The sequence below is a fragment of the Paraburkholderia fungorum genome (genome assembly GCF_046027215.1).
Taxonomy (GTDB): Bacteria; Pseudomonadota; Gammaproteobacteria; order Burkholderiales; family Burkholderiaceae; genus Paraburkholderia; species Paraburkholderia fungorum_D.
On sequence record NZ_JAQQEN010000002.1, the window covers coordinates 3,294,547 to 3,308,759 of the forward strand.

General features: G+C 64.3%; 14 protein-coding genes. 7 read left to right on the forward strand and 7 right to left on the reverse strand.

Annotated elements, in window-relative coordinates:
- Nucleotides 1-22 precede the first annotated feature (22 nt).
- From PQR27_RS35220 to PQR27_RS35245, 6 genes are all read right to left on the reverse strand, one after another.
- Nucleotides 23-715 carry a hypothetical protein gene (locus PQR27_RS35220; RefSeq protein WP_408528406.1) on the reverse strand — a complete coding sequence of 231 codons (693 nt, stop codon included), beginning with the start codon at nt 713-715 and terminating at the stop codon, nt 23-25.
- Nucleotides 715-1,197: a glycoside hydrolase family 108 protein gene (locus PQR27_RS35225; protein WP_408528145.1), complete on the reverse strand. Its 483-nt coding sequence runs from the start codon at nt 1,195-1,197 to the stop codon at nt 715-717. The genes PQR27_RS35220 and PQR27_RS35225 overlap by 1 nt, the downstream gene beginning before the upstream one ends.
- A gap of 56 nt (nt 1,198-1,253) precedes the next feature.
- Nucleotides 1,254-2,723: a tetratricopeptide repeat protein gene (locus PQR27_RS35230; protein ID WP_408528146.1), complete on the reverse strand. Its 1,470-nt coding sequence runs from the start codon at nt 2,721-2,723 to the stop codon at nt 1,254-1,256.
- Nucleotides 2,724-3,252: 529 nt separating this feature from the next.
- A complete protein-coding gene (locus tag PQR27_RS35235; RefSeq protein WP_408528407.1) occupies nt 3,253-4,413 on the reverse strand; it encodes an iron-containing alcohol dehydrogenase in 1,161 nt (386 codons plus the stop codon).
- A complete protein-coding gene (locus PQR27_RS35240; protein WP_408528147.1) occupies nt 4,413-4,721 on the reverse strand; it encodes a putative quinol monooxygenase in 309 nt (102 codons plus the stop codon). Before PQR27_RS35240 ends, PQR27_RS35235 begins: the two co-directional genes overlap by 1 nt.
- A 3-nt stretch (nt 4,722-4,724) precedes the next feature.
- Nucleotides 4,725-5,066, reverse strand: a complete 342-nt coding sequence (locus PQR27_RS35245) for a hypothetical protein (RefSeq protein ID WP_408528148.1) — start codon at nt 5,064-5,066, stop codon at nt 4,725-4,727.
- Nucleotides 5,067-5,168: 102 nt separating this feature from the next.
- Between PQR27_RS35245 and PQR27_RS35250 the strand changes: the two genes are divergently transcribed.
- The 7 genes from PQR27_RS35250 (at nt 5,169) to PQR27_RS35280 (ending at nt 12,168) form a co-directional block, all read left to right on the forward strand.
- Nucleotides 5,169-5,840 carry an RNA polymerase factor sigma-70 gene (locus tag PQR27_RS35250; RefSeq protein ID WP_408528149.1) on the forward strand — a complete coding sequence of 224 codons (672 nt, stop codon included), beginning with the start codon at nt 5,169-5,171 and terminating at the stop codon, nt 5,838-5,840.
- Nucleotides 5,841-5,984: 144 nt separating this feature from the next.
- Nucleotides 5,985-6,242, forward strand: a complete 258-nt coding sequence (locus tag PQR27_RS35255) for an MbtH family protein (RefSeq protein WP_408528150.1) — start codon at nt 5,985-5,987, stop codon at nt 6,240-6,242.
- 65 nt (nt 6,243-6,307) lie between these two features.
- Complete coding sequence (locus PQR27_RS35260) at nt 6,308-7,324, forward strand: TauD/TfdA family dioxygenase (RefSeq protein ID WP_408528151.1); 1,017 nt, start codon at nt 6,308-6,310, stop codon at nt 7,322-7,324.
- Nucleotides 7,321-8,178: an ABC transporter ATP-binding protein gene (locus PQR27_RS35265; RefSeq protein ID WP_408528152.1), complete on the forward strand. Its 858-nt coding sequence runs from the start codon at nt 7,321-7,323 to the stop codon at nt 8,176-8,178. Before PQR27_RS35260 ends, PQR27_RS35265 begins: the two co-directional genes overlap by 4 nt.
- A complete protein-coding gene (gene fhuB / locus PQR27_RS35270; RefSeq protein ID WP_408528153.1) occupies nt 8,175-10,283 on the forward strand; it encodes a Fe(3+)-hydroxamate ABC transporter permease FhuB in 2,109 nt (702 codons plus the stop codon). The genes PQR27_RS35265 and fhuB overlap by 4 nt, the downstream gene beginning before the upstream one ends.
- An 83-nt stretch (nt 10,284-10,366) precedes the next feature.
- The gene (fhuF, locus tag PQR27_RS35275; RefSeq protein WP_408528408.1) at nt 10,367-11,119 is read left to right on the forward strand and encodes a siderophore-iron reductase FhuF; all 753 of its coding nucleotides are present in this window, start codon (nt 10,367-10,369) and stop codon (nt 11,117-11,119) included.
- Between the two features lie 20 nt (nt 11,120-11,139).
- On the forward strand, nt 11,140-12,168 hold the full coding sequence (locus PQR27_RS35280; RefSeq protein WP_408528154.1) for an ABC transporter substrate-binding protein: 1,029 nt from the start codon (nt 11,140-11,142) through the stop codon (nt 12,166-12,168).
- 63 nt (nt 12,169-12,231) lie between these two features.
- Here the strand turns inward: PQR27_RS35280 and PQR27_RS35285 are convergent, their stop codons facing one another.
- Entirely contained in the window at nt 12,232-14,019 is a 1,788-nt protein-coding gene (locus tag PQR27_RS35285) for a cyclic peptide export ABC transporter (protein ID WP_408528155.1), read from the reverse strand.
- Nucleotides 14,020-14,213: the final 194 nt, after the last annotated feature.

The window sequence follows — 14,213 nt, forward strand, 5'->3', positions numbered from 1 at the left end:
CGTCCGGCCCGCTGACGCTCGATCAGCTACCCGAAAAGATCGGGCCCTGTGCGCCAGGAACGAACGGCTGGAATACCTCGGTCGGCGACGCGACTGGCGCGGCCGCAGCGCGAGGTGTGGAGGACCCGGCCGGTTCCCGCAGCGTGACCGCGCTATCCGCCGTGATGGGCACGCTGGGCTTGGCAAGCAACTCGGTCTTTCTCATCGATCCCACCGAAGTGCCGAAGTAGTAGCCGATGATGCTGATCCACGCCGTACCGAGCGCGCCCACGATCACGTTCACCAGGTCCTTGTTAGTACCGGGCAAGGGCTGGAACGCCATCAGCAGCAGAATCCCGAAGAATCCCGCCGTGACCGCCATGGCCAGCACTTTGGGGACCCAGTCCTTATTGGCCACACCCATTGCCCGCGCGCCGGCCCGGTCGTCTGCCGCGATGCGGGCCATGTCGGTTTCGTGCGCCAGACTGGCCTGAGCGGCAGTAACCACCAGTTGTTGCAGTTGCAGGGAGTTGGCGCTCTCGGCCTGCCTGATTTTATCGAGGGCAGCAGGATCGTTCAGCGCGGTCTCGACCACGGACGGATCGCTCGGTGTTCCGAGTGCATGCGAAATGATCGCTGCGGCGGCCGTCACGCCGAGTCCCACGGGTCCACCTATGAGACCGGCGAGAAGCGGGGCGGTGCTGCCAATGTTTGACGCTACTTTTGACCAGTCCATCATGCTGCTCCCAGGAGAAGGTTTGCGGCCATTCTTTCGGTCCATCCACGGCTGAATGTGGACCACGTATGCAGGTTGCGCAGATAGCGCAGACGATAGGCGGCGAAGCGCATCACAAACTTCATGGGATCCGCGCTGCGGACGGCGTCCAGTGTGTCCGATCCGAATTTGCCGTCTTCTTTCGCACCGGCGGCTTTTTGCATCCACAACACCACCAGGCCGCCGTTATAGTTCGCGTCGAATATCTGAAAGGCCACACGCGGATCGAGTTCGTCGAGGCGCAAGGGGTCCCAGTATCTTTGCTTGGCGATCTGCCTGGCGGTTTCCAGCGGCAGGTCCTTCATGGCGCCCGTATATCCATGACTGTGCGCCACGCGTGCCGTCACGCCCCACATCGTCTCGCCACCAGGATCGTTCGGATTGAAGGAATACCCGCCTTCATTTCCGATCAGAGCCTTGAACGCGTCTTCGAAGTTGTCCATCGACCATCTCCTCTTCAACTGTGAGTACGACTACTGCAACATTAGATGTGTCCGGGCTAGCCCATCGACATCACGGTCCATCCGGCATTGCGTTGTGATGCATGAAACTGAAGTGCTGCGGGCGGATTCGAAACGGGTTTGACTTTTGCATCGGCACCCGTTGTGTCAGGGCCATTCGCGTCCTGAAACGTTCTGGCGAGACGGGCGATGTGGCTTTCCCGTGCTGACAAGGTGCCGGCGTCGAGTTGCGATGCCTGTGCATATTTGCGCGAGGCGCCGAGCAGATCGCCCTTGTGATCCAGCGCGCGGCCCAACTCGGCGTATGAGGGTGCCAGGTCGGGGCGCAGAGCCACGGCGCGTGAAAGCTTGTCGATCGCTTCGTCGTAGCGGCCAACCGTGACGAGCGCTTCGCCCCAGTCGTGCAGATTGTCGACGCTGTCCGGCTTCATCCTGTCGGCCTTGCTGAAGGCATCGAGTGCTTCGGGGTAGCGGTGCGCATGCAGCAGCACGTCGCCAAGAAGACGCAGGTTCTCGGCCGTCTTCGATTTCTCGTTTGCGCCGGCGCGCAGTGCTTCGAGCGCGTCGTCGATCCGGTGCTGCTGTTCGAGTGCAATTCCGAGGCTGGCGCGCAGCACCGCCGAATGTTTGTACACGGTGAGCGCCTCGCGGGTTTGCTGCTCGGCTTCTTTGGAAAGCCCCTGACTGGCGAGCAACCACGCCTTGCCGGCGAGCGCCCATTCCCCTTGCTCGGAGGCCGGCAGTGCGAGTACCTCGTCGTAGATCGCGACAATCTCGCTGTAGTTACATTGCGCCAGTGAACATTTGGTCTTCTGGACTTGCGAGTAGAGATGGCTCGCGAGTATGTTCGGCTCGGCGAGGCGCATCGCCATGACAGCGATATCGTGCACGAACCGCTCCAGATCGCGGCCCTCGAACGGCACGGTGTTTTCGCGGGAGTTGAACGGACCGCCTTCGATCTGCACGTGGGCGATATAGGAATCCGCGCTGTCGTTCACCTTCGTAATGCCCACGTGAACGGCGATGTCCGTGCGGTTGACGACGCCTTTGAGAAAACGCACCGTCGACGCATAGGACATCTCCTGGCCGGGGATCTGAATGTCCGGTTGCGCGTCATTGTCCGTCATCGTGTCGTGTGGGATCGACTCGGCGTCCTGGCCGATTTCCCGCATCGAGGACATGATCCGCTGCGCGAGGAAGTTGGAGGTATAGCCGCGCTCTACTAGCGATTGCGGGGTTTCGACCGGCGGCACCAGAAGCTGGCGCGTGAGAACCCCACGTACGACGAGACAGAAGAACCCGATGGTAAGGACCGCGAATACCCAGGGCAGCACATAGGGCCACAATTGCTTCGGACCGCGCCCGATCCATCCTGCAGTGCGCAGTCCTGCCGGGACGAATCCTTGGGTATGGCCGCGGCCATGACTGTGCTGGCTTGGGCCGCTGCGCGGGGAGAATGGCCGGCTTCGCCAACTCATGTTTCGACGCTGACCCTGGAGACTCGACATGACGCACCTCAATTCGACGGACGTTGGTAACTGCACGACTGGGTGCCGGCAGTTATGCATCGTCTGTGCCATGGGGCGCTGTGCCTTATCCGGCGGGCGTGTCGGTCCTATGCGGCGATAGCGGAAGGGCAGAAGTGTCGTGCGACGGCCAACGGATATCGATCAGATGTTTGGCGTAAGGCGACAGAAAGGGGGGAAGCGCTCGCGGATGGCGCCATGCCGTGCAAAGCGGGAGGTCTGGCGAGTAGACGCGGCATTCGCTTCGTACTGTGAGCCGCGCTCGCCATCAGTCTGAGAAGGAGACGGTGATGGCAGCGGGAAATTAAAATATCAGGTCAGCGCTTCAGGCTGGATAAACAAAAAAGGGCACACGTGGCGCCCTTTCTCTTCCTGCGATGGTCACGCTGGCGGGCTGCTGGTCCGCACGAGAAGCGGGTGTGCGATGGAAGGCGGCTATTCAGCCGATCCAGTCAAACCGAGCGTGCGCGAAAAGATCGCCACAATGGCCCGAACCCGCTCGACCGCGCGATTAAAACGCCGCCGTATAAATAGCCAGCGCATCCACCTCAGTCACCGGCCGCGGATTATTCACCAGCAACCGCGTTTGCAGCATGGCGTCGCTCGCCATACGTTCCAGGCCACTGCGCTCGATACCGACATCGCGCAGCCGGGCGGGAATCGCTGTTGCCGCAATCATTTGCTCCAGCCTTTCGATTAGCGCCTGGGTCCTGCTTTCGGCGCTGCCCGTAAGACCCGGCACGATCACATCAGCGAGTTCCGCATAGAGATTCGCCGCTGCCTCAGCGTTGAATCGCAGCACATGTGGCAACACCAGCGCATTCGAAAGCCCGTGCGGGACGTGATAAATGCCACCGATCGGATACGCGAGCGCATGCACGGCGGCCACCGGCGAATTGGCAAATGCCTGACCGGCGAATGTCGCGCCGAGCAACATCGCTTCACGCGCAGCACGGTTCTGACCGTTTTCGCACGCGGGCAGCAGATTGCGCGCAAGCAGTTCGAGCGCTTTCACGGCCAGCATGTCGGACACCGGGTTCTTCAGATGCGCGGACGTGTACGCCTCGATGGCATGAACCATGGCGTCGACGCCGGTCGCCGCGGTTGCGGCAACCGGCAGCCCAAGCGTGAGTTCCGCATCGAGAATCGCCAGGTCGGCGATCAATTGCGGCGCGACCACACCCATTTTCTTCGCCTCGCCCACCGTCACGATCGACACGGCCGTGACCTCGGAGCCGGTTCCCGCCGTGGTCGGCATCTGCACGAGCGGCAGGCGCGATACCGTGACCTTGTTCACGCCGTACATCTCGCTGAGCGCCTGCTGCTGTTGCGGAGCCAGCACGGCGATCAGCTTCGCCACGTCCATCGACGAGCCACCGCCGAGTCCCACCACGATCTCCGCACCGGCAATCCGCGCACGCGAGGTAGCCTCGAGCACGATGTGTTCGGGCGGATCGGCGATGACGTCGTCGATGAGGGTGATGTCCCAGCCATGTGCCGCGAGATCGGCCAACGCCGGATCGAGCAGCCCACTCTTTTTCAGGAAGCCATCGGTCACCACGCACATGCGCGTGAGCGACGCAAACTGTGCACGCAACAATGCGCCCAGCCGGCGCGCGGCGCCGAACTCGACGATCATCGTCGGCACGGTTTGAAAGCGGAACGCGTTCATCATGCTGCGTCCTCCGGAACCATATAGGTGGTGACTTCGCGTTTATCGAGCAGGGGAATGATCGTGCCGAAACCGAGGCGCCGGAAGTGTTCGGTTTCGCGATGCTCGGCGAGCCCGTCAGCATGGCTGTACTTTTCCAGAATCACGAAGTGGTCGGCATTGACAGGCGAGCGGAAGAACTCGTAGTAGAGATTCTTGGGCTCCGTGCGGGTCGCCGCAGCGAGTTCGGTGAGCGACTTCACAATTGCATCGCCGTTGCCGGGTTTGGCGAAATAATGCGCGATCACCTGCAGGTAAGCTTTGGCCATCAATTACTCCAACAAGATGGTGACTTCAACGTTCGGGGTTCGGATTCCACAATGGGCTTTCGCTGATGGAAACTGCGAGAGCATCAGCGCCGGCATCATTTGTACCAGATTCGGGAACCCACCCGCCATTCGGCACAGCCCTTGTTCCGCGAAGGCCTGGCGCGACTGCCGGGTCATCACCACCGCGTGCAGTTTGCGCCGCTCGGCAGTCACAATGATCGTGACGTCCCCCGTGCTTCTCACGAACCGAAAATGATCTGGATACCTAAGGTCCAGCATGGCCGACCCAACATGGATGCCGGTCATGCCTGCGACCATGGATATACCAAGCGGAATAATGATCATACAAATCTATCGAGATAGTAAGGTTATATCAATTCTTAATTGAGAATGATTCGCGTTTACGTTAGATTGGCGCTCTGTCCTTGAGAAAAACGGAGCGAATCTATGGCCGAGGTGCTCATCCGGCGGGAGCCTTCAACTGCGATACCAATGTCAGTTCTCAGCGCCGGCGTCGAGTGCCCTCCGGCTCCGCAGCGAGCGCGCGGCGATGCCGGTCCGGTCGACTGGGAGAACGGCACGTTGCTCGACGTGCTGATCGCCAACCGGCCCATGCTGGTCAACCTGGCGCGCGGCTTTGTCGGCTGCGCGGGCCTCGCGGAAGACGTGGTGCATGACGTCTTCATCAAGCTGGTCGACTTCCCGGATCAGGATGCCGTGCGGCAACCGGTCGCCTATGTGACCCGCATGGTCCGCAATGCGTCGATCGACGCATTCCGCCGCCAGAGTCTGGAAAGCACCTATCACGCTGACGAGGACGACGGCCTGCATGTGCCCTCGCCGGAGCCGTCGCCCGAAGCAGCGCTGCTCGTGCGCGACACGCTGCGCCATGTCTACAACGCGCTCGAACAATTGCCGCCGCGCAGCCGTGCGGCGTTCGAAATGGTGCGCCTGCGCGAGGAAACGCTGCAAAGCACGGCACGCGCGCTCGACGTTTCGCAAACGCTGGTGCATTTCATGGTGCGCGATGCCGAAAAGCATTGCGTCGATTGCCTCGATGCCTGCCATCGTGGCGAAGCCGGCCCGGCATTCTGCAGCGGCCGGGCGCGTCGGCGGTAAAAAAAGCCGCGCGCCAAACGTCAATTGAGTTGAAGCGAATAGAAGCGCGATAGCAGTCCAATGCTGCTATCGCCGCCGCCTGGGAACCCTGCAAACATGCATTTCCTGAGGCATCCTGATCATTCATCGACCGAGCCAATCATCATGACGCACGCCCAGCATGCCTCCAGCGCCGCAGCAACCGAAGCCGACGACCTGGTGTACACGGTCGTCATCAACGACGAAGAGCAGTACTCGATCTGGCCGACGTTTCGCGCCGTGCCTGCCGGCTGGCGTGAAGTGGGCGTGAGCGGTCCGAAGGCCGCGTGCCTCGCGCATATCGACACGGTATGGACCGACATGCGTCCGGCGAGCCTGCGCCGTCATATGGACGACGCCGCCGCGAAGGCGCGCGCATCGTAATCGGACAGGCCCGCATAGCCGCCGAACAGGCGCCTGGCGACGCCGCTTCTGTAAAAGGATTTCGCATGACCATGCTTACGATGCCGCTCCCCACGCTCGCCGATTTATCCATCGAGCCGGGGTTGCCCACTGTCGTCTCGCCGCGGGCGGGCGCGGCGATTTCACTGGAAGAGGCCGCGCCGCTGCTGCACGCGATCGCCGACGATACGCTCGAGCGCGCCGGCGGCGTGTTGCTCACCGGCTTTCGCGTCGCCTCGATTGATATGTTCCAGAGCTTTGCCGGATCGTTCGGCCATCCGCTGATCGGTTACGAGTTCGCTTCGACACCGCGCAGCCAGGTGGAAGGCGCGGTTTACACGTCGACCGAATATCCGCCGCATCGCTCGATTCCGCTGCACAACGAGCAGTCGTACACGCGCGAGTGGCCGCTACGCATCTGGTTTCACTGCGCGCTCGCCGCGCGTTCGGGTGGCGCGACGCCGATCGCCGACAGCCGCGCGATCTACCGTGCGCTCGACCCGTCACTGGTCGCGCGCTTTACGAAGCGTGAATTGCTCTACGTGCGCAACTTCGGACAAGGCCTCGATCTGCCGTGGGAACAGGCCTTCGGTGCGGACGATCCGCGGGTGGTCGAGCGCATTTGCCGCACACGTGGCATCGAATGCGAATGGCGCGATAGTGAAGACGGCGAGTTGCTCCTGCGCACCCGCGAGCGCTGCCAGGCGACCGCGCGCCATCCGCGCACGGGCGCGCTGGTCTGGTTCAATCAGGCGAATCTGTTCCACCTGTCCTCACTCGACGAAGACATGCAGGACGCGCTGATCGATTCGGTCGGCCTCGAAAACGTGCCGCGCAACGTGTATTACGGCGACGGCGAGCCGCTCGAAGCCGATGCGCTCGCCGAAATCCGCGCCGTGCTCGAGCAGCAGCGCATTGTGTTTCCCTGGTTGACGGGCGACGTGCTGATGCTCGACAACATGCTGACGGCGCATGCACGCGATCCATTCGAAGGAACGCGCAAGGTGGTCGTCGCCATGGCGCAGAGCTACCGCGAAGGTGAACAGCGGACGGCCGGGCAATGACGAAAACGCAGGGCGCGGCACTCGCGGCGCATTCGCTGACGGTCGGCTACCGCGATCATGTTGTGCTTCACGGTCTCAATCTCACGATCGCAGCGGGGCGCGTTACGGCTTTGTGCGGACCGAACGGTTGCGGAAAAAGCACGCTGTTGCGCGCGCTCGCCGGTTTGCAGCCGGTGCTTTACGGCAGCGTGGAAGTGAACGGCGCACCGCTCGCTTCATATCGTCGCCGCGCTTTGGCGCGCACGCTGACGATGCTCGCGCAATTCAACCAGATTCCCTCTGGCCTGACGGTGCGCGAACTGGTTGCGTATGGCCGCTATGCCTATGGCGGCTGGCTGCGCGGGCTTTCGCGCGCCGACCACGCGGCCATCGACGAAGCCCTCGCCACCAGCGGCCTCGCCGACGACGCCGCGCGCGATGTCGCCGCGCTCTCGGGCGGGGAACGCCAGCGGGCATGGATCGCCATGGCGCTCGCACAGCAGGCGCCGATCGTGTTGCTCGACGAGCCGACCACGTATCTCGACATTCACCATCAACTGGACATTCTGCGTGAGCTGCGGCGGCTGAATCGCGAACGCGGCCTGACGATCGTCTGGGTGCTGCACGAGCTGAACCAGGCCGCCGCGTATAGCGACGAAATCGTGCTGATGCGCGCGGGCCGGATCGTCGCGCACGGTTCGCCCGATGCCATGCTCGACCCGCGTCACCTGAACGACACCTTCAGCGTGCCGATGATCAAGATCACCCATCCGCAGACCGGCGCACCGATGTGCGTACCGGCCTACGAAGGCGACGCCATGCACCTCACCGGCAGCGCTTTCGATGAGCCCGTCCGCAAGGACATCGCAGCATGACGACGCTTGCCGCGCGCAAACGCCTGCGTCGTCGCGACCCTGTCATCGAGAGCTGGCGCGCGCCCGTGAAAAGCCGGGCGGCAACGATTGGCGCCGCACTGGTGGCGTTGATCCTGATCGTGACCGCGCTGCGCCTCGCGCCCGGTCTGCGCGCGTGGCTCAGCGCGCCCGCCGGCAGCGACGCCGCGCAGCTTGCCGGCATTCTGCTGTTCGATCTGAGCGCGCCGCGGATTCTGGCGGCGCTGGTCGTGGGCGGCTGCCTTGCTGTAGCCGGCACGTTGTTCCAGTCGCTCACGCGCAACCCGCTGGCGTCGCCGGATCTGCTCGGCATTACCGGCGGCGCGCAACTCGGCTTGCTCGCCGCGATGCTGGTGCCGTCGCTGGCGGGCGTCGCTTCGGTGCCGCTGCTGTTCGTGTGCGGTCTTGCTGCTGCCGCGTGCGTGGCCGCCGCGGCAGGCGGCTGGCGCGCGACGCCGTTGCGGCTCGTGCTGGCCGGCAGCGTCTGCATGCTGCTGTTCTCCGCGCTGACCACACTGATTCTCGCGTTCTTCGAGCAGAGCATTGTTGGCGTGTCGTTGTGGGCGAGCGGCAGCCTCTATCAACCGGGCGCGGCGGGTCTGAAAATCGCCGCCGGCTGGCTCGTGTTGCCGCTCGCCGCGTTGCCGTTCGTGATCCGTCCACTCGACCCGCTCGCACTCGGCGACGACGCTGCGGCCGCTGCTGGTGTGCGTGTCGACGCGACACGTCTTGCCGCGATGGTGGTGGCGGTGGGCTTCGCGAGCGTTGCGGTCAGCGTGGCGGGGCCGCTCTCGTATGTCGGCCTGATTGCGCCGAATCTGTTGCGTCAGGCGCGTAGCGCGAAGGCCTCGCGGCTCGCCGTGCTCGTGCCGCTGTCTGCGTTGGTGGGCGGCGCATTGGTGCTCGTCACCGATAGCGCCGTGCAGGCGCTCGATCTCGACGCGACGCTCTCGACAGGTGTCGCGATCGCGTTTGTCGGGACACCGCTGATGCTGGCGATGATCCGCGGCGGCGCGGCGTGGTCGGGCGCATTGCACACCGGTCAGGACCGTCCGGCCGTGCGGGCGGGCTCGCGTTTCGTGCGGCTACTCGATGGCTGGCCGTGGCCGCCGACCGCGGCGGTATTGCTGATGCTGGGCATCGTTATCGTGGGTGCCGGTGCGTCGTTTGGCCCGACTACGATCGGTGTGCATCGCTGGCTCGCAGCGTTCGAGCAACGCGACGACCTCGCGCGCATACTGCTCGACTTGCGTCTGCCGCGTCTGTTTTGCGCATTGCTGGCGGGCGCGTTGCTCGCCGCCAGCGGGGTGCTGATGCAGAGCATCGTGCGCAATCCGCTTGCCGGCCCCGAAGTCCTAGGCGTGACGCAAGGCGCGGGGCTGGCTACGCTCGCCGCGCTCGTCATCTGGCCGCTCGCGGCCCATTCGACGCTGGCCGTGGCATCGCTCGCGGGTGGCGGCGTGACCCTGGCGCTGACGTTGTTGCTCAATCGCCGCCACCGTTATGCGCCGCTCGCGGTGGCGCTGACAGGCATCGTGATCGGCACGCTCTGGACCACGCTGTCCCAATGGCTCATCACGCAGCAAAGCGTGCAGCCCGCGCGCTTCGTGGTGTGGCTGGTCGGTGGCACGTATGGGCGCAGTTGGGGCGAAGTGATGACGCTCGTGCCATGGTGCGCGGTGGCGCTGCCGGTGTGTGCGCTGCTCGCGCGGCCGCTCGATCTGCTCGCCTTGGGCGACGACCAGGCCGCCGCGCTCGGTTTGCCGATCGGCGTGTTGCGTCCGCTGGTGCTGACCGTGGCGACGCTTGCCGCGTGCGCGGCGGTGGCCGCTGTCGGGCCGGTGGGTTTCATCGGCTTGATGGCGCCGCATCTGGCGTCGATGCTCGGCGCGCGTGCCCATCGGACGCGCCTCTGGTTGGCCGCTGCATGCGGCGCGCTGGTGCTGGTGGTCGCTGATATTGCGGCACGCACGCTGCTCGCGCCGCGTGAAATTCCCGCGGGCGTGCTGACCGCGCTGATCGGCGCGCCGTATCTGCTTGCGCTGCTGATCGTGGAGGCTCGGCGCGAGAAGCGGGGCAAGCGGTGACGGCGCAACAGGCGCACGCAGCGGCGCCAGCAACCGGCCGCGACACGCACGCACCGTGCTTCGCGGCTTTCGCGCCGGAGGCGATCGCGCACTATCTGGAGCATGTGTGGCTCGGCACGCCGAAGGTGCGCGACGAGCCGGCGCTAGCCGATGACGGGACCGGCCTGCCAACCGTGATCCCCGTGGCGGAACTGAGCCGCCATCGCAGCGAATTGATCGATGCGATGTTCGCGCTATACGGCGGCGAACGCGAAACGCACGCGAGGGCGCTGTTGTCGCAATGGAGCAAGTACTACTTCGGCTTCGCGGCCGCCGCTGGTTTTGTGGCAGCGGCACTGTTGCGACGCCCGCTCGCGATGTCGCCGGAAACGACCCATGTCGTCTTGCGCGATGGCTTACCGGTCGCCCTCTATTTCCCCGAAGACGCGTTGCAGCCCGCCGAAACCGATCCGGCACGGCGCTATGCACCGCTCGTCGATCATCTGAACGCGGTGATCGAATCGCTCTGCGCGATGACGAAAATCGCTCCGCGTGTGCTGTGGAGCAATGCGGGCAATCTGCTCGACCATGTGTTCGAACAATGCGCGCCGCGATTCGATGCCACCGCAGACGCCGCGTGGCTGTTCGGGCCGCTCGGCGCGGATGGCGAAGCCAATCCGCTGCGCATGCCGCTGCGCGATTCGCAGCCGCGTTCCGCAAGCCTGTCGAACCCCTTCCGCGCACGGCGCGTCTGCTGTGTACGTTATGAAATTCCTGGAGAGACGCAACTGTGTGGACGCTGCCCCTTGCTATTGACGATGAGCGACGCGGAAATCGCGTTGCAGGACGCAGGTTGACGGGCCGCGCGAAGACACCCATGCGCCTGAATCGGCTTTGCATGGCCGCCGCTGTGGCGAGCGCATTGCTCTGCGGCACTCAGGCATATGCGCAGGGTAACGCTGCAGCATCGCAAGCGTCGCCGCAAACCGGCTCGAGCTGCACGTCGCTCGCCAGCAATCCCATCGTTTCGCAGGCGAGTCCCGCGCTGCCCGCGCGTCCCATGCGCATCGTCGTGCTCGAATTCATGTTCGCCGAAGACCTGGCGGCGCTGGGCGTGACGCCGGTCGGCATGGCCGATCCCGAGTACTACCCCGTGTGGATCGGTTACGACAATGCGCGTCTCGGCTCGGTGCCGGATATCGGCACGCGCCAGGAGCCGAGTCTCGAAGCCATTGCAGCGGCAAAGCCCGATCTGATCCTCGGCGTCGGTCTGCGCCACGCGCCGATCTTTGCCGCGCTTGAACGGATCGGGCCAACGGTGCTGTTCAAATACGGTCCGAATTTCGCCGAGGATGGCGCCCGCGTCACGCAACTCGACTGGGGCCGTAAGATTCTGCGCACCATTGGCTGCCTGACGGGGCGCGAGAATGAGGCGCGCGAGGTCGAGGCCAGGGTCGACGCGGGTTTTGCACGCGATGCGCAACGCCTCGCGCAAGCGGGCCGCACAGGCGAGCAGATTGCGTGGCTGCAGGAGTTGGGATTGCCCGACCGTTACTGGTCCTTTACCGGCAATAGCACGGCTGCGGGTGTCGCGCGCGCGCTTGGACTCGATCTGTGGCCCGGCGAGCCGACACGCGAAGGCACGGCTTACGTGAGTTCAGAAGATCTGTTGAAGAAGCCGGCTCTCACCGTGCTGTTCGTCAGCGCGACGGAACCCGGCGTGCCGCTCGCCACCAAACTCGATTCGCCGATCTGGCGTTTCGTGCCGGCGCGCACAGCGGGACGGGTGGGCCTCGTGGAGCGAAACATCTGGGGTTTTGGCGGGCCGATGTCCGCGCTGCGGATGGCCGATACGATGACTCAGACGCTGCTTTCGCTGCCGGCTCCGGCCGTCGTCAGAAAGTAAAGCTGGAGCACTGGCAGCGCACGCGGAGCGTTCAGACAACGCGCCGCGTGCGCTTCACTCACTTTATCCCGCTATGCCGTTGGCTACCACCGGATTGTCCACAGCCTGCGCGACGCCATAGGTCTCGCTGACGATACTGCCGTTATCCAGCTTCAACACCCGGTCCGCGAGATGGAAGTAGCGGTCGTCGTGGCTGATCACCAGCACCGTCTTGCCGCGCGAACGCAACTCCGGCAACAGTTGCTCGTAGAACACGGCCTTGAACTGCGGGTCCTGATCCGCGGCCCATTCGTCGAACAGATAAAACGGTCGGTCTTCCAGATACGCGACGACCAGCGCGAGACGCTTGCGCTGGCCAGTGGAGAGGGCGCGCGTCGAGAATGCGCCGTTCACCACCTGTACCTTGTGATCCAGCGCGAGCTTCGCGACCAGCGCATTGGCGCGGGCATCGGCTTGCGCGCGCGACTGGGCATTCGGATCGACGATCCCGAGCAGCGCGTCGAACAGATGGAAATCGTTGAACACGGCGGTAAAGCGTTGACGGTACGCCGCGCGCTCCGCGAAGCCGATCGGCTTGCCGTCCAGTTCGATCGTGCCGTCTTCCGGTTCGTACAGACCGGTCAGCACTTTCGCGAGCGTGGTCTTGCCGCTGCCGTTGCCGCCGACGATAAACACCAGCTCGCCCGGCCTGAAGCTGAGATTGACCGGCCCGACGCGGAACATCCGTTCGTCGCGTTCATGGAAATACGAGTGCGTGACGTCGCGCAGCGTGAGCGTCCTGTACGGCGCGTGCGAGGCATTTTCATCCGGCGGCGGCGCGGTGCGCAGCGCGCCGAATTCGCTCATGACTTTCTCGATGCGGTCGAGCGAGACGCGGGCCGCGTTCAGCGTCGGCACGTTGTTGAGCAAACCGTCCAGCGGCAGCAGCATGAACAGGAACACCACCACATAGCCCGATGCCGACGGCGCGTCGGCATGCACCCCAAGCGCGGGCCAGAACGCCGCCACGCCCAGGAAGACATAGAACAGGAACACGATCCAGCCCACGCCGACCGCGTAGGCGCTGAATGCCTGACGCCGGTGGTCGCGCACTTCGTCGATGGCCGAGCCGAGCTGGCCGTCGACGAACTGACGCGAGCGCGCCTGATGCAGCTTCAGTTCCTTCGCGCCGGTGAACAGCGCGCCGAGATAGCCGAACAGTTTGTCCTGCGAACGGCCGGCGGCTTCGAGCGAGGCAATGGCCCGCTTGTCGCCCGCGTGATAGCCGAACGAGCCAACCAGAATCGCGGCCACCGCGAGCAGGCACACCGGCCACGATAGCCACGCCAGATAGCCCAGGCAGCCGAACACGATCGAGCCGTGCATCACCAGATTCGGCAAGGCGAAGAACAGCATCGAGACGTTGGTGGCGTCGTCGGTGAGCACCGACTGTACCGGCGCCGCGCCGATCCGTTCGACGTCGCGCAACTCGGCCTCGGCCACCCGGCGTGCGACGTGTTCGCGTAGTTGCGCCATCGTGTCCTGCGAAAGGCGTGCGAACAGCACGCCGGTGATGACGCGAGTGACAAGCGCGATCACCGCGCATAACGCGAAACGCATGGCGAGCGACATGTCGGCGGCACCCGGTTGCGACAACGCGCGGCTAAGTGTCGCGACGAGCAGCACGCTCGCGATGCCGTTCAGCACGCAGGCGGTGAGCGCGATCGCGAAGGCGCCGCGTGAGCGCCTGAGCAGTGCCACGATCAGGCGCATGGCCGGTTTGCCCGGGCCACCAGGGCCGTTCGGCGTGGGCGAGGTGGATGAGGGTGTGGGCGAAGGGGGCGCGTCGTAGCGCTCGTTGGAAGCGGTCATCGGCAATGGGTCGCAGTGGGTCGCAAATGGATCGGTGAAATGCAGCGAATGAGTGCGGCAAGTCGGCGGAGCAAAAACGTACTCCTCGCCTGATAGACGAATGGGCGTGGCAAACATTTACCACCGGCTTTACCAATGGATTTGCCGTTGGAATAACGGTCAACCACGACCCTCTGCAAGAAAAGATGCAGTCC

Coding starts and splice junctions, on each gene's coding strand:
- PQR27_RS35220 (WP_408528406.1), bottom strand. CDS start 715: ATGGACTGGTCAAAAGTAGCGTCAAACATTGGCAGCACCGCCCCGCTT.
- PQR27_RS35225 (WP_408528145.1), bottom strand. CDS start 1,197: ATGGACAACTTCGAAGACGCGTTCAAGGCTCTGATCGGAAATGAAGGC.
- PQR27_RS35230 (WP_408528146.1), bottom strand. CDS start 2,723: ATGTCGAGTCTCCAGGGTCAGCGTCGAAACATGAGTTGGCGAAGCCGG.
- PQR27_RS35235 (WP_408528407.1), bottom strand. CDS start 4,413: ATGAACGCGTTCCGCTTTCAAACCGTGCCGACGATGATCGTCGAGTTC.
- PQR27_RS35240 (WP_408528147.1), bottom strand. CDS start 4,721: ATGGCCAAAGCTTACCTGCAGGTGATCGCGCATTATTTCGCCAAACCC.
- PQR27_RS35245 (WP_408528148.1), bottom strand. CDS start 5,066: ATGATCATTATTCCGCTTGGTATATCCATGGTCGCAGGCATGACCGGC.
- PQR27_RS35250 (WP_408528149.1), top strand. CDS start 5,169: ATGGCCGAGGTGCTCATCCGGCGGGAGCCTTCAACTGCGATACCAATG.
- PQR27_RS35255 (WP_408528150.1), top strand. CDS start 5,985: ATGACGCACGCCCAGCATGCCTCCAGCGCCGCAGCAACCGAAGCCGAC.
- PQR27_RS35260 (WP_408528151.1), top strand. CDS start 6,308: ATGACCATGCTTACGATGCCGCTCCCCACGCTCGCCGATTTATCCATC.
- PQR27_RS35265 (WP_408528152.1), top strand. CDS start 7,321: ATGACGAAAACGCAGGGCGCGGCACTCGCGGCGCATTCGCTGACGGTC.
- fhuB (WP_408528153.1), top strand. CDS start 8,175: ATGACGACGCTTGCCGCGCGCAAACGCCTGCGTCGTCGCGACCCTGTC.
- PQR27_RS35280 (WP_408528154.1), top strand. CDS start 11,140: ATGCGCCTGAATCGGCTTTGCATGGCCGCCGCTGTGGCGAGCGCATTG.
- PQR27_RS35285 (WP_408528155.1), bottom strand. CDS start 14,019: ATGACCGCTTCCAACGAGCGCTACGACGCGCCCCCTTCGCCCACACCC.